This window comes from Pseudomonas sp. FW300-N2F2, assembly GCF_017351655.1.
GTDB classification, from domain to species: domain Bacteria; phylum Pseudomonadota; class Gammaproteobacteria; order Pseudomonadales; family Pseudomonadaceae; genus Aquipseudomonas; species Aquipseudomonas fluorescens_AA.
In genome coordinates, this window is the sequence record NZ_JACNDQ010000001.1 from 1,518,086 (window position 1) to 1,540,479 (window position 22,394).

15 protein-coding genes are annotated in these 22,394 nt (G+C 61.5%); 10 read left to right on the forward strand and 5 right to left on the reverse strand.

Translation table 11 applies throughout. The annotated features are described in order from the left end of the window. Positions 1 to 281 precede the first annotated feature (281 nt). Entirely contained in the window at positions 282 to 3,023 is a 2,742-nt protein-coding gene (acnA, locus tag J4E63_RS06895; protein ID WP_207281456.1) for an aconitate hydratase AcnA, read from the reverse strand. Between the two features lie 173 nt (positions 3,024 to 3,196). Between acnA and rlmM the strand changes: the two genes are divergently transcribed. Both rlmM and tusA read left to right on the forward strand, forming a co-directional pair. Continuing rightward, a complete protein-coding gene (gene rlmM / locus J4E63_RS06900) occupies positions 3,197 to 4,270 on the forward strand; it encodes a 23S rRNA (cytidine(2498)-2'-O)-methyltransferase RlmM (protein WP_207281457.1) in 1,074 nt (357 codons plus the stop codon). A gap of 184 nt (positions 4,271 to 4,454) precedes the next feature. Then, positions 4,455 to 4,706, forward strand: a complete 252-nt coding sequence (tusA, locus tag J4E63_RS06905; RefSeq protein ID WP_003183455.1) for a sulfurtransferase TusA — start codon at positions 4,455 to 4,457, stop codon at positions 4,704 to 4,706. On the opposite strand, the gene J4E63_RS06910 is transcribed toward tusA, so the two are convergent. Further along, positions 4,703 to 6,106: an MATE family efflux transporter gene (locus J4E63_RS06910; protein ID WP_310650695.1), complete on the reverse strand. Its 1,404-nt coding sequence runs from the start codon at positions 6,104 to 6,106 to the stop codon at positions 4,703 to 4,705. The genes tusA and J4E63_RS06910 overlap by 4 nt on opposite strands. A gap of 218 nt (positions 6,107 to 6,324) precedes the next feature. On the opposite strand from J4E63_RS06910, the gene pdxB reads away from it, so the two are divergent. Continuing rightward, entirely contained in the window at positions 6,325 to 7,467 is a 1,143-nt protein-coding gene (pdxB, locus tag J4E63_RS06915; protein WP_207281458.1) for a 4-phosphoerythronate dehydrogenase PdxB, read from the forward strand. Between the two features lie 182 nt (positions 7,468 to 7,649). Here pdxB and J4E63_RS06920 read toward each other — a convergent pair whose 3' ends face one another. Then, positions 7,650 to 7,829, reverse strand: coding sequence for a PA1571 family protein (locus J4E63_RS06920; RefSeq protein WP_003199629.1), 180 nt, complete (start codon positions 7,827 to 7,829; stop codon positions 7,650 to 7,652). A 258-nt stretch (positions 7,830 to 8,087) separates the two neighbouring features. Here J4E63_RS06920 and J4E63_RS06925 point away from each other — a divergent pair, with 258 nt between their 5' ends. Then, complete coding sequence (locus tag J4E63_RS06925) at positions 8,088 to 9,860, forward strand: ABC transporter transmembrane domain-containing protein (RefSeq protein WP_207281459.1); 1,773 nt, start codon at positions 8,088 to 8,090, stop codon at positions 9,858 to 9,860. 155 nt (positions 9,861 to 10,015) lie between these two features. Here the strand turns inward: J4E63_RS06925 and J4E63_RS06930 are convergent, their stop codons facing one another. Beyond that, positions 10,016 to 11,944, reverse strand: coding sequence for a transglycosylase SLT domain-containing protein (locus tag J4E63_RS06930; RefSeq protein WP_060738417.1), 1,929 nt, complete (start codon positions 11,942 to 11,944; stop codon positions 10,016 to 10,018). Positions 11,945 to 12,158: 214 nt separating this feature from the next. On the opposite strand from J4E63_RS06930, the gene J4E63_RS06935 reads away from it, so the two are divergent. Continuing rightward, positions 12,159 to 14,075, forward strand: coding sequence for an ATP-binding cassette domain-containing protein (locus J4E63_RS06935; protein ID WP_192259800.1), 1,917 nt, complete (start codon positions 12,159 to 12,161; stop codon positions 14,073 to 14,075). A 168-nt stretch (positions 14,076 to 14,243) separates the two neighbouring features. Here J4E63_RS06935 and J4E63_RS06940 read toward each other — a convergent pair whose 3' ends face one another. Continuing rightward, a complete protein-coding gene (locus J4E63_RS06940) occupies positions 14,244 to 14,684 on the reverse strand; it encodes a universal stress protein (RefSeq protein WP_060738415.1) in 441 nt (146 codons plus the stop codon). A 101-nt stretch (positions 14,685 to 14,785) separates the two neighbouring features. Here J4E63_RS06940 and J4E63_RS06945 point away from each other — a divergent pair, with 101 nt between their 5' ends. The 5 genes from J4E63_RS06945 to topA all read left to right on the forward strand — a co-directional run bounded on the left by J4E63_RS06945 (position 14,786) and on the right by topA (position 22,221). Beyond that, positions 14,786 to 15,223, forward strand: coding sequence for a hypothetical protein (locus J4E63_RS06945; protein WP_207281460.1), 438 nt, complete (start codon positions 14,786 to 14,788; stop codon positions 15,221 to 15,223). Positions 15,224 to 15,794: 571 nt separating this feature from the next. Continuing rightward, entirely contained in the window at positions 15,795 to 17,942 is a 2,148-nt protein-coding gene (gene fadB, locus J4E63_RS06950) for a fatty acid oxidation complex subunit alpha FadB (protein WP_207281461.1), read from the forward strand. Between the two features lie 30 nt (positions 17,943 to 17,972). Beyond that, positions 17,973 to 19,148: an acetyl-CoA C-acyltransferase FadA gene (gene fadA / locus J4E63_RS06955; RefSeq protein ID WP_060738412.1), complete on the forward strand. Its 1,176-nt coding sequence runs from the start codon at positions 17,973 to 17,975 to the stop codon at positions 19,146 to 19,148. A gap of 108 nt (positions 19,149 to 19,256) precedes the next feature. Continuing rightward, complete coding sequence (locus J4E63_RS06960; RefSeq protein WP_060738411.1) at positions 19,257 to 19,493, forward strand: DUF1653 domain-containing protein; 237 nt, start codon at positions 19,257 to 19,259, stop codon at positions 19,491 to 19,493. 115 nt (positions 19,494 to 19,608) lie between these two features. Next, positions 19,609 to 22,221, forward strand: a complete 2,613-nt coding sequence (gene topA / locus J4E63_RS06965) for a type I DNA topoisomerase (RefSeq protein ID WP_207281462.1) — start codon at positions 19,609 to 19,611, stop codon at positions 22,219 to 22,221. Positions 22,222 to 22,394 lie beyond the last annotated feature (173 nt).

Genomic DNA, 22,394 nt, shown 5'->3' on the forward strand with positions numbered 1-22,394 from the left:
GGGATTATAGGCGGGCTCATACAAAACAGCGCCTGTTAAGTAGCCGTGGGAGCGAGCTTGCTCGCGATAGCGATGGGTCAGCCAACACTGATGCTGGCTGATCCATCGCTATCGCGAGCAAGTTCGCTCCCACAGGGGATCAGGGTCGAACGCTGCGTCTGTGAGCAGCCAGAATCTATTGTGGGAGCGAGCCTGCTCGCGATGATGGCGGAGCATTCAGCACAGATGCAGGCTGATCCACCGCTATCGCGAGCAAGCTCGGCTCCCACAGGGGGGCGTGCTTAACCTGCAATCAATTGCCGCAACACATAGTGAAGAATCCCGCCCGCCTTGAAGTATTCCACTTCATTCAAGGTATCGATCCGACACAACACTTCGATCCGTTCCTGGCGGCCATCCTCGCGGGTAATCACCAGGGGCAGGTTCATCCGTGGCGTCAGTTCGACGTCATTGAGCCCCAGGATGTCCAGGGTTTCCCGGCCCGTGAGGTTCAGGCTCTTGCGGTTCTGGTCGAGCTTGAACTGCAACGGCAGCACACCCATCCCCACCAGGTTGGAGCGATGGATGCGCTCGAAGCTTTCGGCGATCACCGCCTTGACCCCCAGCAGGTTGGTGCCCTTGGCCGCCCAGTCCCGGCTCGAGCCCGTGCCATATTCCTGGCCGGCGATCACCACCAGGGGCGTGCCCGTGGCCTGGTAGAGCATGGCGGCATCGTAGATCGGCATTCGTTCGCCACTGGGGATGTAGATCGTGTTGCCGCCTTCTTCGCCGTCGAGCATTTCGTTGCGGATGCGGATATTGGCGAAGGTGCCGCGCATCATGACTTGATGGTTGCCGCGTCGGGAGCCGTAGGAGTTGAAGTCCCGTGGCTCCACGCCCTGTTCGCGCAGATAGCGACCGGCCGGGCTGTCGGCCTTGATGTTGCCGGCCGGGGAGATATGGTCGGTGGTCACCGAGTCGCCCAGCAGGGCCAGGACCCGGGCGCCCTCGACGTTCCTGACAGCCGGTGGCGGCCCGCCGATGTCGTCGAAGAACGGTGGGTGCTGGATGTAGGTCGAGTTATCCTGCCAGACGTAAGTCGCCGCTTGCGGCACTTCGATGGCCTGCCATTGCTCGTCACCGGCAAACACGGCGGCGTATTCCTTGTGGAACATGCTGGTGTTGACCTGGGCCACGGCGGCGGCCACTTCCTGGCTGCTGGGCCAGATGTCCCGCAGGTACACAGGCTTGCCGTCCCGGTCGTTGCCCAGCGGCTCGCTGCTGATGTCGAGGCGCACCGTGCCGGCCAGGGCATAGGCGACCACCAGCGGCGGCGAGGCCAACCAGTTGGTCTTCACCAGTGGATGCACCCGGCCTTCGAAGTTGCGGTTGCCCGACAATACCGAGGCCACGGTCAGGTCGGCTTTCTGGATGGCTTTCTCGATGGGGTCCGGCAACGGCCCGGAGTTGCCGATACAGGTAGTGCAACCATAGCCCACCAAGTCGAAACCGAGTTTATCCAGGTACTCGGTCAGGCCGGCCGCGTTGTAGTAATCGGTGACCACCTTGGAGCCCGGCGCCAGGGAGCTCTTGACCCAAGGCTTGCGGACCAGGCCTTTTTCCACGGCTTTTTTCGCCAGCAGCCCCGCGGCCATCATCACGCTGGGGTTGGAGGTGTTGGTGCACGAGGTGATGGCGGCAATCACCACCGCGCCGTTTTTCAGGCGATGGGTGTGGCCTTCGAATTCGTACTCGGCTTCGCCCACCTGGTCGGCATTGCCCACCGCGACGCCACCGCCGCCTTCACTTTCCAGGCGGCCTTCTTCTTTGCTGGTGGGTTTGACCTGCAACCCCAGGAAGTCGCTGAAAGCCTGGCCGACATTCGGCAGCGAAACCCGGTCTTGAGGGCGTTTGGGCCCGGCGAGACTGGCCTCGACGCTGCCCATGTCCAGCTCCAGGGTGTCGGTGAAGACCGGCTCCTGGCCGGGCAGGCGCCACAGGCCCTGGGCCTTGCAATAGGCTTCCACCAGCTTCACGGTTTCTGCCGGACGCCCGGACAGGCGCAGGTAGTCCAGGGTCACCTCGTCCACCGGGAAGAAACCGCAGGTGGCGCCGTATTCCGGAGCCATGTTGGCGATGGTGGCGCGGTCGGCCAGGGGCAGGTCGGCCAAACCGTCGCCATAGAACTCGACGAATTTGCCCACCACACCTTTCTTGCGCAGCATCTGCGTGACGGTCAGCACCAGGTCGGTGGCGGTGATGCCTTCGCGCAGCTTGCCGATGAGTTTGAAACCGATGACCTCGGGAATCAGCATCGACACCGGTTGGCCGAGCATGGCCGCTTCCGCCTCGATCCCGCCGACGCCCCAGCCCAGTACGCCGAGGCCGTTGATCATGGTGGTGTGGGAGTCGGTGCCCACCAGGGTATCGGGGAAGGCGTAGGTGCGGCCGTCTTCTTCTTTGGTCCACACGGTGCGGCCCAGGTATTCAAGGTTGACCTGGTGGCAGATGCCGGTGCCTGGCGGCACCACGCTGAAATTGGCGAAGGCGCTCTGGCCCCAGCGCAGGAAGGCGTAGCGTTCGCCGTTGCGCTGCATTTCGATGTCGACGTTCTGCTCGAACGCCTGGCTGCTGGCGAACTTGTCTACCATCACCGAGTGGTCGATCACCAGGTCCACCGGTGACAGCGGGTTGATCCGCTGGGGATCGCCGCCGGCCTTTTCCACGGCGGCGCGCATGGCGGCCAGATCGACCACGGCGGGGACGCCGGTGAAATCCTGCATCAGCACCCGTGCCGGGCGGTATTGAATCTCGCGGTCGGAACGGCGTTCCTTGAGCCAACCGGCCAGGGCCTTGAGGTCGGCGCCGGTGACGGTTTTTTCATCTTCCCAGCGCAACAGGTTTTCCAGCAGCACCTTCAAGGACATGGGCAGCTTGTCCAGGTCACCCAGGCTTCGGGCGGCATCCGGCAGGCTGAAGTAGTGGTAGGTCCTGGCGTCGACTTGCAGTGTCTTAAGGGTTTTCAGGCTATCGAGGGACGGCATTGAAATCACTCCTTTGAGTCCGCACGGCTACGGACTGAGGGGGACGGACAGAGCCTTTAACCTAGCCCTGTTTTGAGCATATGACTAATCACTGGACTCTATAGCAAGGTTCGCGGTTCCGAACTCCGCTATCATGCGGCGGTTTTCGTGACAGGCTTTGCTACGGAGTTTCAATGAACACGCTTTTTATGCATTGTCGGCCCGGCTTCGAAGGCGAGGTCTGTTCCGAGATCGCCGAGCACGCGGCCCGGCTCAACGTGGCCGGCTACGCCAAGGCCAAACCGGCCAGTGCCTGCGCCGAATTTGTCTGTACTGAAGAGGACGGCGCCGAGCGGCTGATGCGCGGGCAGCGTTTTGCCGAGCTGATTTTTCCGCGCCAGTGGGCGCGGGGCACGTTCATTGAATTGCCGGAAACCGACCGTATCAGCGTGATCCTGGCTCACATGACGGCGTTCCCGACCTGCGGCAGCCTGTGGCTGGAGGTGGTCGACACCAATGACGGCAAGGAGCTGTCGAACTTCTGCAAGAAATTCGAAGGCCCGCTGCGCAAAGCGCTGAGCGGGGCCGGCAAGCTGGTGGACGACCCGCACAAGCCGCGCCTGCTGCTGACGTTCAAGAGTGGCCGCGAAGTGTTCCTGGGCCTGGCGGACGCGGATAATTCGGCGATGTGGCCAATGGGCATCCCGCGCCTGAAGTTCCCCCGGGAAGCGCCGAGTCGCTCCACGCTCAAACTCGAAGAGGCCTGGCACCATTTCATCCCTCGGGAGCAGTGGGACGAGCGCCTGCACAGTGACATGACCGGCGTGGACCTCGGTGCCGCGCCAGGCGGCTGGACCTGGCAATTGGTCAACCGTGGCATGCTGGTGACGGCCATCGACAACGGGCCGATGGCCGAAAGCCTGATGGATACCGGCCTGGTGCAACACCTGATGGCGGACGGTTTCACGTTCAAGCCCAAGCAGCCGGTGGACTGGATGGTCTGCGACATCGTCGAAAAGCCCGCGCGCAATGCGGCGATGCTGGAAGAGTGGATTGGCGAGGGCCATTGCCGCGAGGCCGTGGTCAACCTCAAGCTGCCGATGAAACAGCGTTATGCCGAGGTGAAGCGCCTGCTCGAGCGTATCGCCGATGGCTTCAAGGCCCGGGGCATCAAGGTCGAGATCGGTTGCAAGCAGCTGTATCACGACCGTGAGGAAGTGACCTGCCATCTGCGGCGGTTGGACACGAAAAAGCCGAAATCCCGCTAGCCCTCGGGAGATCGAAATCTTGTGGGAGCGAGCTTGCTCGCGATGAAGTCGGTCCATTCAATATGGATTCAAGCTGACCCACCGCTATCGCGAGCAAGCTCGCTCCCACAGGAGGCAGTGTGACGCCAGGGGTGACCGAACGCCGACATTGCGCGACAATGCCGGCCAGTTTCAGGAGTAGAACATGAGTGAAATGAACGACACGCCGGTCGACGGCACGCTGGATGCCACCGGCCTCAATTGCCCGGAACCGGTGATGATGCTGCACCAGCACATTCGCGACCTGGCCCCCGGTGGCCTGCTGAAAGTCATCGCCACCGACCCCTCGACCCGCCGCGACATCCCCAAGTTTTGCGTGTTCCTGGACCACGAACTGGTGGCCCAGCAGGAAGAGGCGGGCACCTACCTCTACTGGATCCGCAAGAAACTCGCTTAACCCGTCGAGCGGCTGAGGCGGATCTGCTTGCGCGCGCTACGTGCCAGACGGATCGACAGCATCAGTGCCGCGCAGCTCAATCCCACGATCAGGCCTTGCCACAATCCGCTCGGGCCGCTGGCCGCGCCGAGCCAGTCGGTCAGGCCCAGGGCGTAACCCACTGGCAGGCCGATGCCCCAATAGGCGAACAGGGTCAGGATCATCGTCACCCGGGTGTCCTGGTAGCCGCGCAATGCGCCTGCCGCCGTGACCTGGATCGCATCGGAAAACTGAAACAGCGCCGCATAGACGATCAGCATCGATGCCACCTCGATCACCACCGGATCGGCGGTATAGATCGCCGCGATAGGCCCGCGCAACGCGAACATCAGGCTCGCCGAGAGGCAAGCGTAGGCCAGGGCCGTGCCCATGCCCACTCCGGCGGCGAAGCGCGCTTCGCGAGGCTGCCGCCGCCCCAGGGCCTGGCCGACCCGCACGGTGACGGCCATGCCCAGGGAGTAGGGGATCATGAACACCAGGGAACTGAAGTTCAGCGCGATCTGGTGCCCGGCCACCACGGTGGCGCCGAGGCTGCCGATCAGCAGGGCGATCACCGCGAAAATACTCGACTCGGCGAACACCGCAATGCCGATCGGCAAGCCGATGCCCAGCAGGCGCTTGATGACCGCCCATTGCGGCCAGTCGAAACGGCTGAACAACCGGCTCGACTGATAGGCCGCTGCCCACCGCGCCCAACCGGCCATGCCCAGGGCCATGACCCACATCACGATGGCCGTGGCCCAGCCGCAACCGACGCCGCCCATGGCGGGCACGCCCAGGTGCCCATAGATGAAGATGTAATTGAGCGGAATGTTCAGCGCCAGCCCGCACAGCCCCAGCACCATCGCCGGTCGCGTGCGACCCAGGCCGTCGCTGAAGCAGCGCAGTACGTGATACAGCGCCACGGCCGGCAGGCCCGTGCCGATGCCCCGCAGGTATTCCATGCACGGGCCGATCAATTCGGGATCGACTTTCATGATGTGCAGGATCGGCTCGGCGCTGAACAGCGCCAGTGTCGCGATCAACCCCACCACCAGCGCCAGCCACAGCGCCTGGCGTACCAGCGGCCCGATCTCGTCGAACGTACCGGCACCGAAGCGCTGGGCCACTTTCGGGGTGGTTGCCAGCAGGGTGCCAGTCATCAACAGGAACACCGGCACCCAGATCGAGTTGCCCAGGGCCACGGCCGCCAGGTCCCGTGGACCGACCCGACCGGCCATCACCGCATCGACGAAGCCCATGGCGGTGGTTGCCAGTTGCGCCACCATGATCGGCAAGGCCAGGGCCAGCAACGTCTTGAATTCCAGGCGTACCCGGGCCGGGCGGGAGAGGGGAGCGGGGGTGTCGATGACAGGATTCACAGGGCAAGCGTCCGAAAGGGTTAAGCGCGAGGCGGCGAATTCTACGCCTTGACGCAGTAGTCAGGAAAAAACCTGTGTTGTGGATTTGTAAGCGTTCCAGCTTTTACCCGTGGCGAGGGAGCAAGCTCCCTCGCCACACCATCGTTCACTGAAGTAATGCGCTGGCCCATTGAGGCGAGGAACGCCTACACTGCCCATCCCGCCAAAGGAGCTCTGCCATGCTGATCGTCGCCGACGAAAACATCCCCCTGCTTGATGCGTTCTTCCAAGGATTCGGCGAAATCCGCCGGGTACCGGGCCGGGGGATCGACCGGACGATGGTCGAGCACGCCGATGTATTGCTGGTACGTTCGGTCAGCCAGGTCAATCGGGCCCTGCTGGAAGGCAGCAAGGTACGCTTCGTCGGCACTTGCACCATCGGCACCGACCACCTGGACCTGGATTATCTTGCCGAGGCGGGGATCCGCTGGGCCAGTGCACCCGGCTGCAATGCCCGTGGCGTGGTGGACTACGTGCTGGGCAGCCTGATGACCCTGGCAGAAATCGAAGGTGCGGCGCTGGAACAGCGGACCTTCGGCGTGGTCGGTGCGGGCCAGGTGGGCGGACGGTTGATCGAGGTGCTCAAGGGGCTGGGCTGGGCCGTGAAAGTCTGCGATCCACCGCGTCAGGCCGCCGAGGGCGGCGACTATGTGAGCCTGGAGCAGATCATCGAGCAGTGCGATGTGATCAGCCTGCACACCCCGTTGACCCGCGACGGCGAGCAACCGACCTGGCACCTGTTCGACGAAACGCGCCTGAACCAGCTCAAGCCCGGGACCTGGCTGATCAATGCGGCTCGAGGGCCAGTGATCGATAACGCCGCGCTGCGCGAGGTGTTGCTGGAGCGCGAAGACCTGCAAGCGGTGCTGGATGTCTGGGAGCAGGAGCCCACCGTGGATGTGGACCTGGCCGATTTGTGCGTGATCGCCACCCCGCACATTGCCGGTTACAGCCTCGATGGTCGCCAGCGTGGCACGGCCCAGATCTACCAGGCCTTGTGCGCGTTCCTGGAACGACCGGTTGAAGTCAGCCTCAGTGACCTGTTGCCTCGGCCGTGGCTGGGTGGCATCACCCTGGATGCCGAAACCGACCCGGCCTGGGCCTTGGCGGCGTTGTGCCGGAGCGTGTACGACCCACGTCGCGACGATGCGGATTTTCGCCGCAGCCTGGTGGGCACCGTCGATGAGCAACGCCGCGCCTTCGATGCCTTGCGCAAGCATTATCCGCCACGGCGGGAGATCGACAGCCTGAAGGTGCGTATCGAAGGGCAGTCGGCGGCTTTGCAACAGATCGTGACGGCGCTGGGTGCCGCGCTGGTTTAGCCACGGCTGTTGTGGCGAGGGAGCTTGCTCCCGCTCGGCTGCGCAGCAGTCGTCGCTTTTAGAGCCTTAAGGATAGGGTTGCTTCGTAACCCAGCGGGAGCAAGCTCCCTCGCCACAGGTGTCTGTCCGGCAGGCATAAAAAACCCGACATCAACGTCGGGTCCAATTGAAGACGGGCTGTATCACTTTTGTTCGGCAGGCTTGACCAGTCGTTTTTCCAGCTCGCTGCAGGCTTTCTGGATCATGTCTTCGGTGATCGGTACTTCGCGCCCTTGGGCATCGATGAACGAGCAGCCCAGAGACTGGTCCGGTTGCGTGCGGATTACTTGAATCTTGTCGTCGCTGCTGTGTTGCAAGGACATGGCCTGTCTCCTCATCAGGTTGTGTGCCTACTTTAATGTCGCCAGGTGACCGAGCCATGACACTCCTTGTAGGTTCATGGCGACACCTCCACTCAATCAGAAACACAGTTGCGTTTCCAGCCAGACTTTAGACCGATAACATCTAGCCGCTAGTCATAGTGGTCATATTTAACCTGACTCATTGCGATTCAACTTGGTTCCGCTGCGTTTCGGCGTCGCGAGCTGGCTTTTTTCCTGCTGCATTATCGGACGCCTTTGATGCTTTCTTCCCGACATCGCCGTGCCATACGCCTGGCCAGCGGCTTCATCGCCCCTTATCGCAAACAGGTCGCCGGCGCTTTGCTGGCGTTGATTGTCACCGCGGGCATTACCTTGTCCATGGGCCAAGGCATCCGCTTGCTGGTGGACCAGGGGTTCATGACCCGCTCACCGCACCTGCTCAATCAATCCATCGGCTTGTTCATGGTGCTGGTGGTGGGGCTGGCGATCGGTACCTTTGCCCGTTTCTACCTGGTGTCGTGGATCGGCGAACGGGTAGTGGCGGATATCCGGCGGCAGGTCTTCAACCATCTGGTGTACTTGCACCCCGGTTTCTACGAAAACAACCGCAGTTCGGAGATCCAGTCGCGACTGACCACCGATACAACCTTGTTGCAATCGGTGATCGGTTCGTCGCTGTCGTTGTTTTTGCGCAATGTCTTGATGGTGGTGGGCGGCATCGTGCTGCTGTTCATCACCAATCCCAAACTCACCAGCATCGTGGTGATCGCATTGCCGCTGGTGCTGGCGCCGATCCTGGTCTTCGGCCGGCGGGTGCGCAGCCTGTCGCGCCAGAGCCAGGACCGCGTTGCCGACGTCGGCAGCTATGTCTCCGAAACCCTCGGCCAGATCAAGACCGTGCAGGCCTACAACCATCAGGTCCAGGACGAACAACGTTTTTCCGTGACGGTGGAGCAGGCCTTCGACACCGCTCGCAAGCGCATTGCCCAGCGGGCCTGGTTGATCACGCTGGTGATCGTGCTGGTGCTGGGGGCGGTGGGGGTGATGCTCTGGGTCGGTGGCATGGATGTGATCGCCGGGCGGATTTCCGGTGGCGAGCTGGCGGCGTTCGTGTTCTACAGCCTGATCGTCGGCAGTGCCTTCGGGACCCTGAGCGAAGTGATTGGCGAGTTGCAGCGGGCAGCCGGTGCGGCAGAGCGCATTGCCGAGCTGCTGCGTTCGGAAAACATCATCCAGCCGCCGGCTTCAGGCCTCGTGACCTTGCCGGCGCGGGTCCGCGGCGATTTGCGTCTCGAAGGCGTGCGTTTCTCCTACCCGTCCCGGCCGGACAGTTATGCGGTCGACGGCCTCGACCTGAGTATCAAGGCCGGTGAGACCCTGGCCCTGGTCGGGCCTTCCGGCGCGGGCAAGTCGACGGTCTACGATTTGCTGCTGCGTTTCTATGATCCCGTGCAAGGGCAGATCCTGATCGACGATGTACCGTTGACTCGACTCGATCCGCTGGACCTACGCCGGCATTTCGCCCTGGTTTCACAAAGCCCGGCGCTGTTTTTCGGCACGGTCGAAGAGAACATCCGCTATGGCAACCCGGAGGCGACGTCGGAGCAGGTACGCGAGGCCGCGCAGATCGCCCACGCCCACGACTTCATCGAAAAAATGCCCGACGGCTACCAGACGCACCTGGGCGACGGCGGCCTCGGGTTATCCGGCGGCCAGCGCCAACGCCTGGCCATCGCCCGAGCGTTGCTCGTGGATGCTCCTATCCTGCTGCTGGACGAAGCCACCAGCGCCCTCGATGCGCAAAGCGAACACCTGATCCAGCAAGCCTTGCCCAGCCTGATGAAAAACCGCACGACGTTGGTGATCGCCCATCGCCTGGCCACGGTGAAAAATGCCGATCGGATCGCGGTGATGGACCAGGGCAAGGTGGTTGCCGTGGGCACTCACCAGGAGCTTGTCGCCAACAATGCGCTGTATGCGCGATTGGCGGCGTTGCAGTTCAATGTGGGGGCGGAGGCAGCAACCGACTGATACTGCGTCCACAGGGGATGCTGTGTTTGATGCAGAGCCTGTGGGAGCGAGCTTGCTCGCGATAGCGGTGAGTCAGCTTGCATTCATGTTGCAGGTGCCGACGCCATCGCGAGCAAGCTCGCTCCCACAAGAAGAGGGCTTTGTGGGAGTGTTAATCACTGATCGTCGAAATACCGCTCATGCCAGTCCACCAGCGGTTGCGGCGAGTTGAGTTTCTGCCCGTAGATCACCGAATAAGACAACACGTTCTGCACGTATTGGCGGGTTTCGTCGAACGGGATGCTCTCGACCCAGACGTCGAAGCTCAAGTGGTCGGCGCCGCGCAGCCACTGGCGCACGCGGCCGGGGCCGGCGTTGTAGGCGGCCGAGGCCAGGACGCGGTTGCCGTTGAACTGGCTATGAACCTGGCTCAGGTAGGCCGCACCCAACTGGATGTTCTTGTCCGGGTTCAACACTTGCTGTGGCGAGGCCAGGGGAATGCTGAACTTGCGCGCGGTTTCCTTGGCGGTGCCAGGCATCAGTTGCATCAGGCCGGCGGCGCCGACGCTGGAGCGGGCATCATCCATGAACGCACTTTCCTGGCGGGTAATGGCGAACGCCCAACTTGGATGCAAACCGCGGATCTTGGCTTCGCGCACCAGGGTCTCGCGGTGGGCCATCGGGAAACGGATGTCCAGGTCGTCCCAGTACTTGGCCTGGCTGATGGTGCGAATGGCCGGGAAATACCATTTCAGGTCGTAAGCCAGTTTCGCCTGGGCGACCATTTCGTCCCGGTTGAAATGACGGCTGACGTGATACCACTCACGACGTCCGTCGACAATGTCGCCACGGGCATGAAATTCCAGCGCCCGGCGCACGCCAGGCGTATTGCGCACCTTGTTGATCAGCGCCTGGCTCATCACCAGTGGCTTGTTGACGAGCGAATATGGGGACTGGGATCGGTCGGCAGCCAGGAAGCCATAGAAGTCCCGCTCACGGGCCAGGTGCTTGTAGAGCGTCAGGGCTTCCGGGTTCTGCGGCTGCGCCAGTTCCAGCGTGCGGGCTTGCCAGTACCGCCAGCGATTGGTGCTGGACAGCGACTCGGGCAGGCGGCGGGTCAACTGATAGGCATCGTCCCAGCGAGCGAGGCGCAACAGCAGGCGCAAGCGCCATTCCGAAACAGTGTCATCGCGCAACTCCGGGTCGTATTTCGTCATCACGTCCAGGGCGCGGCTGTCGAAGCGCTTGGCCAGGGTCAAGCCGATCTCGCGGGCGATCGCGACTTTTTCATCCCGGGAAAAATGCATGGTGCTGGCGTAGCCATCCAGCAGCGCCATGGCTTTTTCCGGGTCCTGGCGGGCCAGGCGACGCAGGCCGAGACTGACGATATCGGACATCGGTTCATCGGCTGGCACGAAGCGCGAGGGCTGGTTGAGCAACTCGGGCTTTTGCGCCACGTCCACCAGCAAGTTGCCACGGGGAGCGAGGGTGGTCAGGCCGCTGACCAGGCTGTTGGCCAGCGGGTAGTTGCGTGCCTGGGCGGCCAGCTTGGCGCGCTCCCAGCGCTTCTGCTCGGTCAACTGGCCCTGGGATGCCCACAGGCCGAACAACGCATCGCACGCCTGGGGCTGGGACTTGCCGGTGAGCCACAGCTTTTCGGTGTTGGCATAGCCCTCGGCCTTCAGGCCATGGCTGAGTTGGTACTGAGCGTTGAGACAATCCAGCTCGGTGAAATTGAGCTTGGGGTCGTAATACTTGACGAAGGTCTCCCAGTCGCCGCGCTCGGTCAGCCAACGCAGCCAGCGCAGCTTCATCCAGTTGGCCTGGGGCAGGTCACCGTGCTCGGCGAGGAATTTCTCGATTTCGGCGTTGCTGGCGCTCTTGAGGCGAGCGGTCAATTCGTCGTAGGCCAGGTACGGCTCCAGCGGGTAATCGCGCAGGGCCTGGCTGTAGCGAAAGTAGGGGCCGGAATCACCCTTGGCCAAGGCACGCTTGGCCTCGTCGTAGTATTGGCGCTGAGTGGAGATATCCACCGCCTGAGCGGATTGAACGGCAGTGGCACATACAAAAAGACACGATAAAACACTGAAAAGGCGACTGCGCATGAGACATCCGGGCAGAAAAAAACATGACAAGCCCAAGGGTTAACCCAGGGTAACTGTCTGTAGCTTAGCCTTTTGCCAGCAGCCGGCGAAAGCTTTGCGGGGCCGTCGGTGCAAGTTCGCAACATTTGTTATGCAGAGTGCTTCAGTGGCGAAATTGGCGGACCCTTGAGGCCTCATCTCAGGTAGAATGCGCGCCCGGTTTTTGGAGAAGCTCATGACCCTGCTCAAATTCAGCGATGTGTCCCTTGCGTTCGGCGCTATGCCGTTGTTGGACAAGGTGTCCTGGCAGATCGCCCGTGGTGAGCGGGTGTGCATCATCGGCCGAAACGGCACTGGCAAGTCCAGCATGATGAAGCTGGTCAAGGGCGATCAGAAGCCTGACGACGGCTCGGTCTGGCGTGCGCCAGGCCTGAAAATCGGCGAATTGCCCCAGGAACTGCCGGTGGCCGACGAGCGGACCGTGTTCGATGTGGTCGCCGAAGGCCTGGACGGTGTCGGCGCGCTGTTGGCCGAGTATCACCACCTGAGCCAGAACATCGTCACCGATGCCGACCTGGACAAGTTGATGCACGTGCAGCACGACCTTGAGGCCCGAGACGGCTGGCGCTTGCAGCAACTGGTCGACAGCACCCTGAGCCGCCTGCAACTGCCGGCCGACAAGACCCTCGCCGAGTTGTCCGGCGGTTGGCGTCGCCGCGTCCTGCTGGCCCAGGCCCTGGTCTCCGAGCCAGACCTGCTGCTGCTCGACGAACCGACCAACCACCTGGACATTGGCGCCATCGCCTGGCTTGAAGAAGCCCTGAAAGACTTCCAGGGTGCGGTGCTGTTCATCACCCACGACCGTTCCTTCCTGCAGAACCTGGCGACGCGCATCCTTGAATTGGACCGCGGCGGCCTGATCGACTGGAACGGCGACTACGCCAGCTTCCTGGTGCACAAGGAAGCGGCGTTGGCAGCGGAAGAAACCGCTAACGCGCTGTTCGATAAGAAACTGGCCCAGGAAGAAGTCTGGATTCGCCAGGGCATCAAGGCGCGTCGCACCCGCAATGAAGGCCGTGTGCGCGCGCTCAAGGCTTTGCGCATGGAGCGAAGTGAGCGTCGCGAGCGCACCGGCAAGGCCAACATTCAGTTGGACACCGCTGACAAGTCCGGCAAGCAGGTGATGGTCCTGGAGAACGTGAGTTTCGCGCACCCTGGCGGCCCGTTCCTGATCAAGGACTTTTCCATGGTGCTGCAGCGTGGCGATCGCATCGGCCTGCTGGGCGCCAACGGCACTGGCAAGACCACTTTGCTCAAGCTGATGCTCGGCGGCCTGGTGCCCACCAGCGGCAAGGTGGAAGAGGGCACGAAGATCGACGTCGCCTACTTTGACCAGTTGCGTCATCAACTGGACCTGGAAAAGACCGTGATCGACAACGTGGCCGAAGGCCGCGATTTCATCGACATCGATGGCCAGAGCCGCCATGTGCTGAGCTACCTCGGCGATTTCCTGTTCAGCCCCCAGCGTGCCCGTACGCCAGTCAAGGCATTGTCGGGTGGTGAGCGCGCCCGTCTGTTGCTGGCCAAGTTGTTCAGCAAGCCGGCGAACCTGCTGGTGCTCGACGAGCCCACCAACGACCTGGACGTGGAAACCCTGGAATTGCTGGAAGAGGTGCTGCTGACCTTCAACGGCACCGTGCTGATGGTCAGTCACGACCGGGCATTCCTCGACAACGTGGTCACCAGCACCCTGGTGTTCGAAGGCGAAGGCCTGGTTCGCGAATACGTCGGTGGCTATCAGGACTGGCTGCGCCAGGGCGGCTCGCCGCGTCTGCTGGGGGTCACCGAGAGCAAGTCCGGCAAGGCCGACCTGAACTCGGCCGTGGTCAAGGCCGAGCCTGCGCCGGTTGCCGCAGCAGCCCCGGCCCCCGCGAAGAAAAAGCTCAGCTACAAGCTGCAGCGTGAACTGGAAGCCTTGCCGGGTGATATCGACGCGAAGGAGCAGCAGATCGCAGCGGTAGAAGCCGAAATGGCCGACACCGGGTTCTACCAGCGACCTGCTGCCGAAACCGCCAAGGTGATTGCGCACCTGGAGCAACTGCAGGCCGAACTGGATGCATTGGTCGAGCGCTGGGCTGAACTGGACGCTTGATCCACTGTCGAGAAAAATCCCTGCGTTCAGCAATGAGCGCCGGGATTTTTTACTTGAAACGCCATCCCCTTGTGGGAGCGAGCTTGCTCGCGATAGCGGTGTGACAGTCAGCATCAATGCTGCTGATCTACCGCGATCGCGAGCAAGCTCGCTCCCACAGGTTTAGGTTTATGTGCGCTTGACCAGGTGTACTGCCAGCACATCGCAAGGCGCGCCATGCAGCACATCGTTGGCGGTCGAGCCCAGCAGCAGCGCCAGACCGTGGCGACCATGGCTGCCGACGACAATCAGGTCGCAACCCTGTTCCTTGGCCAGGTGATGGATCTCCTGGCGCGGCTGGCCGTAGGTCAGGTGGCTGAATTCCTTCTTCAGGGCCGGGTATTTCACGATCAGTCGGTCAAGGCGTTCCTTGGCCTGGTCGAATTGCTGCTGCTGCAACTGGGAAAGGTCCATCGGCACGTCGCCGCCGAAGGCCATGGCCATCGGTTCGACGATATGCACCAGTGACAGCTGGGTGTCTCGGCCTTCGCAGAGGGCGAGGGCGCGCTTGACGACCGGATCGCATTCTTCAGTGAGGTCAACGGCGACCAGAACGTGGTTGTAGTACATGGAAGGCACTCCAGAGAATTGCGATACGGTAAGTATGGCTGGTTTCAAGCGCATTGACGCGACCTGGGTCAATGGGCTCATCAGAATCGGGGAGTACGAATATGACGGTCTGGATAGTGCTGTCAATCCTGTTGGTGGTGTTAAGTCCGCTGGCATGGTTGCGTCCGTCCCGTGTACAGAGCGGTCGCATGGCCCTGCGCATGGAAGCGCGACGCCTGGGCCTGGCCATGCAACTGGCGCCACAAGAGTGGCCGCACTGGCTCGACCAACAGCCGCCAAACCCCTGTGCCCAGTACTATCGGCCCCGGCGCGGCAGCCAGCCGGCCTGCTGGAGCTACTGGCAAACTGCGCCTGGCGTCTGGGCCAATCAGTGGCGGGAAATCTGCCTGGATGAGTCCCTGCTCAATCATTTCGAAAAATTGCCAGCCAACGTCTACAAAGTTGAAGCCGACCGGCAAATGATTGCCTTGTATTGGGGCGAGAAAGGCGAGGCGAGTGTTTTACAGGACATTTCCTCGGTGCTGAAGGCGCTGGCCTGAAGCGCCGCGAGGCTGCGATCTGTCCAGGCTCAATTGAATCTTGAGTGAAAGATCAAAAGATCGCAGCCTTCGGCAGCTCCTACGGGCATAAAAAAGCCCGACAGTCTCATCGGGCGGGTTGGCCAGGCAGGCCGGTAATCCATCTCATGTCAGGGCGTGCGTTCGCAGCGCCCTTCATTCCGCAAAATTCAAGCGTACCCCGACAGCGTAGCCGGCTGGATCCGATCTGTCTGGAATTAGGGCGATTTTTCTAATTATTGATTCTATGAATGGCTTCTCATGCGGCGCCGTGTTGCGGATCCGTAGGGTACGGAAATGACCGTAAAGTCGCGTTCACGCCGGTGTTTAGGGCGATTGACAATTGTCGGAAATTCCGTGAAGGTGACGTACCCAAATCAAACGGGCGTATGAATTGAGCGTTTGTATTTTCAGACGGCTCCTACAGACCCCGACTATCGCGTTGACGGGTGTGCCTGGCGGATTGGCGTAGCATCGACGGTAACGTCAATGCCGAACCAGCAGCCAGCGTCCAACGTGTACTGTTCAGCTTCCATATCGTGGAGATCAGTTGATGATTTACGAAGGTAAAGCCATCACGGTTAAGGCTCTTGAAAGTGGCATCGTCGAACTGAAATTCGACCTCAAGGGTGAGTCCGTCAACAAGTTCAACCGTCTAACCCTGAATGAATTGCGTCAGGCCGTAGACACTATCAAGGCAGATACTTCGATCAAGGGTGTGATCGTCAGCAGCGGCAAGGACGTGTTCATCGTCGGTGCCGACATCACCGAATTCGTCGACAACTTCAAGCTGCCCGATGCCGAACTGATCGCTGGCAACCTCGAAGCCAACCGTATTTTCAGCGATTTCGAAGACCTCAACGTACCGACCGTCGCGGCCATCAACGGCATCGCCCTGGGTGGCGGCCTGGAAATGTGCCTGGCGGCGGATTACCGCGTCATGGCCACCACGGCCAAGATCGGCCTGCCGGAAGTCAAGCTGGGCATCTACCCGGGCTTTGGCGGCACCGTGCGCCTGCCGCGCCTGATCGGTGCTGACAACGCTATCGAGTGGATTGCCGCGGGCAAGGAAAACCGTGCCGAAGACGCGCTGAAAGTCGGTGCCGTGGATGCCGTGGTCGAACCTGGCAAGCTCCAGGAAGCGGCCCTTGAAACTATCAAGCGTGCCATCAGCGGCGAGTTCGACTACAAGGCCAAGCGTCAGCCGAAGCTGGAAAAGCTCAAGCTCAACGCCATCGAACAAATGATGGCCTTCGAAACCGCCAAGGGTTTCGTGGCCGGTCAGGCAGGCCCGAACTACCCGGCGCCGGTCGAAGCGATCAAGACCATCCAGAAAGCCGCGAACTTCGGTCGCGACAAGGCACTGGAAGTCGAGGCCGCCGGCTTCGTCAAGCTGGCCAAGACCTCGGCGGCACAAAGCCTGATCGGTCTGTTCCTCAACGACCAGGAACTGAAGAAAAAGGCCAAGGCCTACGACGAAATCGCCCGTGACGTGAAGCAGGCCGCCGTGCTCGGCGCCGGTATCATGGGGGGCGGCATCGCCTACCAGTCGGCGTCCAAAGGCACGCCGATCCTGATGAAGGACATCAACGAACACGGGATCGAGCAGGGCCTGGCCGAAGCTGCCAAGCTGCTGGTCGGCCGCGTCGACAAAGGTCGCATGACCGCCGCGAAGATGGCCGAAGTGCTCAACGGCATTCGTCCAACCCTGTCCTACGGCGATTTCGGCCATGTCGACCTGGTGGTCGAAGCGGTTGTCGAGAACCCGAAGGTCAAGCAGGCGGTACTGGCTGAAGTCGAAGACAAGGTCAAAGAGGACACCATCCTCGCCTCGAACACCTCGACCATTTCCATTTCGCTGCTGGCCAAGGCCCTCAAGCGTCCGGAAAACTTCGTCGGCATGCACTTCTTCAACCCGGTGCACATGATGCCGCTGGTGGAAGTGATCCGTGGCGAGAAGTCCAGCGAACTGGCCGTAGCCACTACCGTGGCCTACGCCAAGAAAATGGGCAAGAACCCGATCGTCGTCAACGACTGCCCGGGCTTTTTGGTCAACCGCGTGCTGTTCCCGTATTTCGGCGGTTTCGCCAAGCTGGTCAGCGCCGGTGTGGACTTCGTGCGCATCGACAAGATCATGGAAAAATTCGGCTGGCCGATGGGCCCGGCGTACCTGATGGACGTGGTTGGCATCGACACCGGCCACCACGGTCGCGACGTCATGGCTGAAGGCTTTCCGGACCGCATGAAAGACGACCGTCGTTCGGCCGTCGACGTGCTCTACGAAGCCAAGCGCCTGGGCCAGAAGAACGGCAAGGGCTTCTACGCCTACGAGACCGACAAGCGCGGCAAGCAGAAGAAAGTCGCCGACTCGTCGGTACTGGAAGTGCTCAAGCCGATCGTCTACGAGCAGCGCGAAGTCACCGACGAGGACATCATCAACTGGATGATGATCCCGCTGTGCCTCGAAACCGTGCGTTGCCTGGAAGACGGCATTGTCGAAACCGCCGCCGAAGCCGACATGGGTCTGGTCTACGGTATCGGTTTCCCTCCATTCCGTGGCGGTGCGCTGCGTTACATCGATTCGATCGGTGTGGCCGAGTTCGTTGCCCTGGCTGACCAGTACGCTGATCTGGGCGCGCTGTACCACCCGACCGCGAAGCTGCGTGAGATGGCCAAGAACGGCCAGCGTTTCTTCGGTTAAGCGCCCAACGACTAGAGCGAGAGAACATTTATGAGCTTGAATCCTAGAGACGTCGTGATCGTCGACTTCGGTCGTACGCCGATGGGCCGCTCCAAGGGCGGCATGCACCGCAACACCCGCGCCGAAGACATGTCGGCGCACCTGATCAGCAAGCTGCTGGAGCGCAACGTCAAGGTCGACCCGAACGAAGTCGAAGACGTGATCTGGGGCTGTGTGAACCAGACCCTGGAGCAGGGCTGGAACATCGCCCGCATGGCCTCGCTGATGACCCAGATTCCTCACACTGCGGCGGGCCAGACCGTCAGCCGCCTGTGCGGTTCGTCCATGAGCGCACTGCACACCGCCGCCCAGGCGATCATGACCGGCAACGGTGATGTGTTCGTCGTCGGTGGTGTCGAGCACATGGGCCACGTGAGCATGATGCACGGCGTCGATCCGAACCCGCACATGTCGCTGTACGCGGCAAAAGCCTCGGGCATGATGGGCCTGACTGCGGAAATGCTCGGCAAAATGCACGGCATCAGCCGCGAACAGCAGGACGCCTTCGGCGTGCGCTCCCACCAGCTCGCCCACAAGGCGACCGTGGAAGGCAAGTTCAAGGATGAGATCATCCCGATGCAGGGCTACGACGAGAACGGCTTCCTGAAGCTGTTCGACTACGACGAAACCATTCGTCCGGAAACCACCCTGGAAAGTCTGGCGGCCCTCAAGCCGGCCTTCAATCCGAAGGGCGGCACCGTGACAGCCGGTACTTCGTCGCAAATCACCGACGGTGCCTCGTGCATGATCGTGATGTCGGCCCAGCGTGCCCAGGACCTGGGTATCCAGCCGATGGCGGTGATCCGGTCGATGGCCGTGGCGGGTGTGGACCCGGCGATCATGGGCTATGGTCCAGTACCGGCCACGCAGAAAGCCTTGAAGCGCGCAGGCCTGGGTATTGCCGATATCGACTTCTTCGAACTCAACGAAGCTTTCGCCGCACAGGCCCTGCCTGTGCTGAAAGATTTGAAAGTGCTCGACAAGATGAACGAGAAGGTTAACCTGCACGGCGGCGCGATCGCCCTGGGTCACCCGTTCGGTTGCTCCGGTGCGCGTATCTCCGGCACGCTGCTCAACGTCATGAAGCAGAATGGCGGCACCTTCGGTGTGTCCACCATGTGCATTGGCCTCGGCCAGGGCATCGCCACTGTCTTCGAACGCGTCTAAGCGTTGCGTCGATGGAAGCCGGGGCCAAGTGCCCCGGTTTTTGTTTTTTCCGGGTTTAGTAGAAAAATTTTGTTTTTATTTTGAAAAGATTTGAGTGAGGGCCAAGACATGCCGATACAACCTGGGCTCTACCAGCATTACAAAGGTCCGCAGTACCGTGTATTCAGCATCGCGCGGCATTCCGAGACCGAAGAAGAAGTGGTGTTCTATCAAGCCCTGTATGGCGATTACGGCTTTTGGGTGCGTCCCTTGAGCATGTTCCAGGAGTCCGTCGAGGTTGACGGCGAACAGGTGCCACGCTTTGCTTTGGTGCAGGCCGAGGAGAGCATTTTTTCCACGCCTTGAGGCCGGTATGCGGGCAACCCTGCGCTTGACCTTACCTTGCAGCCACTATATATAGCGGTGCCGCGTCAGGCGCCAACCGCCTTTCACTTTTTAGAATTCAGGAATTTTCTGATCCATGGGCAAATCGCTGGTCATTGTGGAATCCCCGGCTAAGGCCAAGACCATCAACAAGTATCTGGGCAACCAATACGTGGTGAAGTCGAGTATCGGCCATATCCGAGACCTGCCCACCAGCGGTTCGGCTAGCGCCAGCAAGGAGCCAGCCGCCAAGCGCGGCAAGGCTGCTGCCGGTGAAGCGCCGGCGCTGTCGCCCAAGGACAAGGCGCGCAAGCAGCTGGTTTCCCGCATGGGGGTCGATCCGGAACACGGTTGGAAAGCCAAGTACGAGATCCTCCCGGGCAAGGAAAAGGTCATCGAAGAGCTGCGCCGGCTCGCCAAGGATGCCGACACCATCTATCTCGCGACGGACTTGGACCGCGAAGGGGAAGCCATTGCCTGGCACCTGCGCGAAGCCATCGGTGGGGATGACAGCCGCTACAAGCGCGTGGTGTTCAACGAAATTACCAAGAAGGCCATCCAGGAAGCCTTTTCCCAACCGGGCGAGTTGGATATCGATCGGGTCAACGCCCAGCAGGCGCGTCGCTTCCTCGACCGCGTGGTGGGCTACATGGTCTCGCCGCTGCTGTGGGCCAAGATCGCCCGTGGCCTGTCGGCTGGTCGCGTACAGTCGGTTGCGGTGAAGCTGGTGGTGGAGCGCGAGCGTGAGATCCGCGCGTTCATCCCTGAAGAGTACTGGGAAGTCCACGCCGACCTTGGCACCGCCAAAGGCGCGACCGTGCGCTTCGACGTGGCCCGCGAGAAGGGCGAAGCCTTCAAGCCTCTCAACGAAGCCCAGGCCATGGCGGCGCTGGAGAAGCTCAAGGCTTCCAGCTACAGCATCGTCAAGCGCGAAGACAAGCCGACCAGCAGCAAGCCGTCGGCGCCGTTCATCACCTCCACGCTGCAACAGGCCGCAAGCAACCGCCTGGGCTTTGGCGTGAAGAAAACCATGATGATGGCCCAGCGTCTGTACGAAGCCGGCTACATCACCTATATGCGTACCGACTCGACCAACCTTTCGGTCGATGCCGTGGCGATGGCGCGCACTTATATAGAAAGCGAGTTCGGCAAGAAGTACCTGCCGGACACGCCGAATGTCTACAGCAGCAAGGAAGGTGCGCAGGAGGCTCACGAAGCGATTCGTCCGTCCGACGCCAACACCGAGCCAAGCAAGCTGTCGGGCATGGAGCGCGATGCCGAGCGTCTCTACGAGCTGATCTGGCGCCAGTTCCTGGCTTGCCAGATGCTGCCGGCGCAATACCTGTCGACCACGGTCAGCGTTGGTGCCGGTGACTTCGAGTTGCGTGCCAAGGGCCGCATCCTGAAGTTCGACGGCTACACCCGCGTCATGCCGCAAATCACCAAGCCTGGGGATGACGACGTCCTGCCGGACATGGCCCAGGGCGACGTGATGAAGCTGATCAAGCTCGATCCGACCCAGCACTTCACCAAGCCGCCGGCCCGTTACTCCGAAGCCAGCCTGGTCAAGGAAATGGAAAAGCGCGGCATCGGTCGTCCTTCGACCTACGCCGCCATCATTTCCACCATCCAGGACCGCGGTTATGTGGCGCTGCACAACCGTCGTTTCTATTCGGAAAAGATGGGTGACATCGTCACCGAGCGTTTGTCCGAGAGCTTCTCGAACCTGATGGACTACGGCTTCACCGCCGGCATGGAAGAGAACCTCGACGATGTGGCCCAGGGCGAGCGGGACTGGAAAAACGTTCTCGACGAGTTCTACGGCGACTTCAAGAAAAAACTTGAAGTGGCGGAGAGCCCGGACAACGGCATGCGGGCCAACCAGCCGGTCATGACTGACATTCCATGCCTGACCTGCGGCCGTCCGATGCAAATCCGGACCGCCTCGACCGGTGTCTTCCTCGGTTGCTCGGGCTACAGCCTGCCGCCCAAGGAACGCTGCAAGGCGACGGTCAACCTGGTGCCGGGCGACGAAATCGCCGCGGACGACGAGGGCGAATCGGAATCCCTGGTGCTGCGTGGCAAGCATCGCTGCCCGATCTGCAGCACGGCGATGGATGCCTACCTGCTGGATGAGAAGCGCAAGCTGCACATCTGCGGTAACAATCCGGACTGTGCCGGCTACGAGATTGAAGAGGGCACTTATCGCATCAAGGGTTACGAAGGCCCGAGCCTGGAATGCGACAAGTGTGGCAGCGAGATGCAGCTCAAGACCGGCCGTTTCGGCAAGTTCTTCGGCTGCACCAACCCAACCTGCAAGAACACGCGCAAACTGCTCAAGAGCGGTGATGCGGCGCCGCCGAAGATGGATCCGGTGAAAATGCCGGAGCTCAAGTGCGAGAAGGTCAACGACACCTATATCTTGCGTGACGGTGCTTCCGGCCTGTTCCTGGCAGCCAGCCAGTTCCCGAAAAACCGCGAGACCCGTGCACCGTTGGTGATGGAAATCCTCCCGCACAAGGATGAGATCGATCCGAAGTACCATTTCCTCTGTGAGGCACCGCAGAAGGATCCGGACGGGCGCCCTGCGGTCATTCGCTACAGCCGCAAGACCAAGGAGCAGTACGTGCAGACCGAAGTCGACGGCAAGCCGACCGGCTGGAAGGCGTACTACGATGGCGGTAAATGGACCGTTGAAGACAAGCGCTGATCGCCAGGGGCTTGTCTGGAGGGCGGGGTTGAGGCTCTTGTGGCGAGGGAGTTTGCTCCCGCTGGCGGCGCAGCCGCCCTCTACAATCGCTAAATCCGCATAGACCTGACAAAAAGGCCGCATGACAACCCACAGGTTTTCATGCGGCCTTTTTGTTTTTGGCTTGCAGTGGC

What these genes read in the sequence shown, in the direction of transcription:
- topA (WP_207281462.1), top strand. Translation starts at nt 19,609, where the DNA reads ATGGGCAAATCGCTGGTCATTGTGGAATCCCCGGCTAAGGCCAAGACC.
- pdxB (WP_207281458.1), top strand. Translation starts at nt 6,325, where the DNA reads ATGCTGATCGTCGCCGACGAAAACATCCCCCTGCTTGATGCGTTCTTC.
- J4E63_RS06940 (WP_060738415.1), bottom strand. Translation starts at nt 14,684, where the DNA reads ATGTACTACAACCACGTTCTGGTCGCCGTTGACCTCACTGAAGAATGC.
- J4E63_RS06930 (WP_060738417.1), bottom strand. Translation starts at nt 11,944, where the DNA reads ATGCGCAGTCGCCTTTTCAGTGTTTTATCGTGTCTTTTTGTATGTGCC.
- fadB (WP_207281461.1), top strand. Translation starts at nt 15,795, where the DNA reads ATGATTTACGAAGGTAAAGCCATCACGGTTAAGGCTCTTGAAAGTGGC.
- J4E63_RS06945 (WP_207281460.1), top strand. Translation starts at nt 14,786, where the DNA reads ATGACGGTCTGGATAGTGCTGTCAATCCTGTTGGTGGTGTTAAGTCCG.
- J4E63_RS06960 (WP_060738411.1), top strand. Translation starts at nt 19,257, where the DNA reads ATGCCGATACAACCTGGGCTCTACCAGCATTACAAAGGTCCGCAGTAC.
- rlmM (WP_207281457.1), top strand. Translation starts at nt 3,197, where the DNA reads ATGAACACGCTTTTTATGCATTGTCGGCCCGGCTTCGAAGGCGAGGTC.
- fadA (WP_060738412.1), top strand. Translation starts at nt 17,973, where the DNA reads ATGAGCTTGAATCCTAGAGACGTCGTGATCGTCGACTTCGGTCGTACG.
- J4E63_RS06925 (WP_207281459.1), top strand. Translation starts at nt 8,088, where the DNA reads ATGCTTTCTTCCCGACATCGCCGTGCCATACGCCTGGCCAGCGGCTTC.
- tusA (WP_003183455.1), top strand. Translation starts at nt 4,455, where the DNA reads ATGAGTGAAATGAACGACACGCCGGTCGACGGCACGCTGGATGCCACC.
- J4E63_RS06935 (WP_192259800.1), top strand. Translation starts at nt 12,159, where the DNA reads ATGACCCTGCTCAAATTCAGCGATGTGTCCCTTGCGTTCGGCGCTATG.
- J4E63_RS06920 (WP_003199629.1), bottom strand. Translation starts at nt 7,829, where the DNA reads ATGTCCTTGCAACACAGCAGCGACGACAAGATTCAAGTAATCCGCACG.
- acnA (WP_207281456.1), bottom strand. Translation starts at nt 3,023, where the DNA reads ATGCCGTCCCTCGATAGCCTGAAAACCCTTAAGACACTGCAAGTCGAC.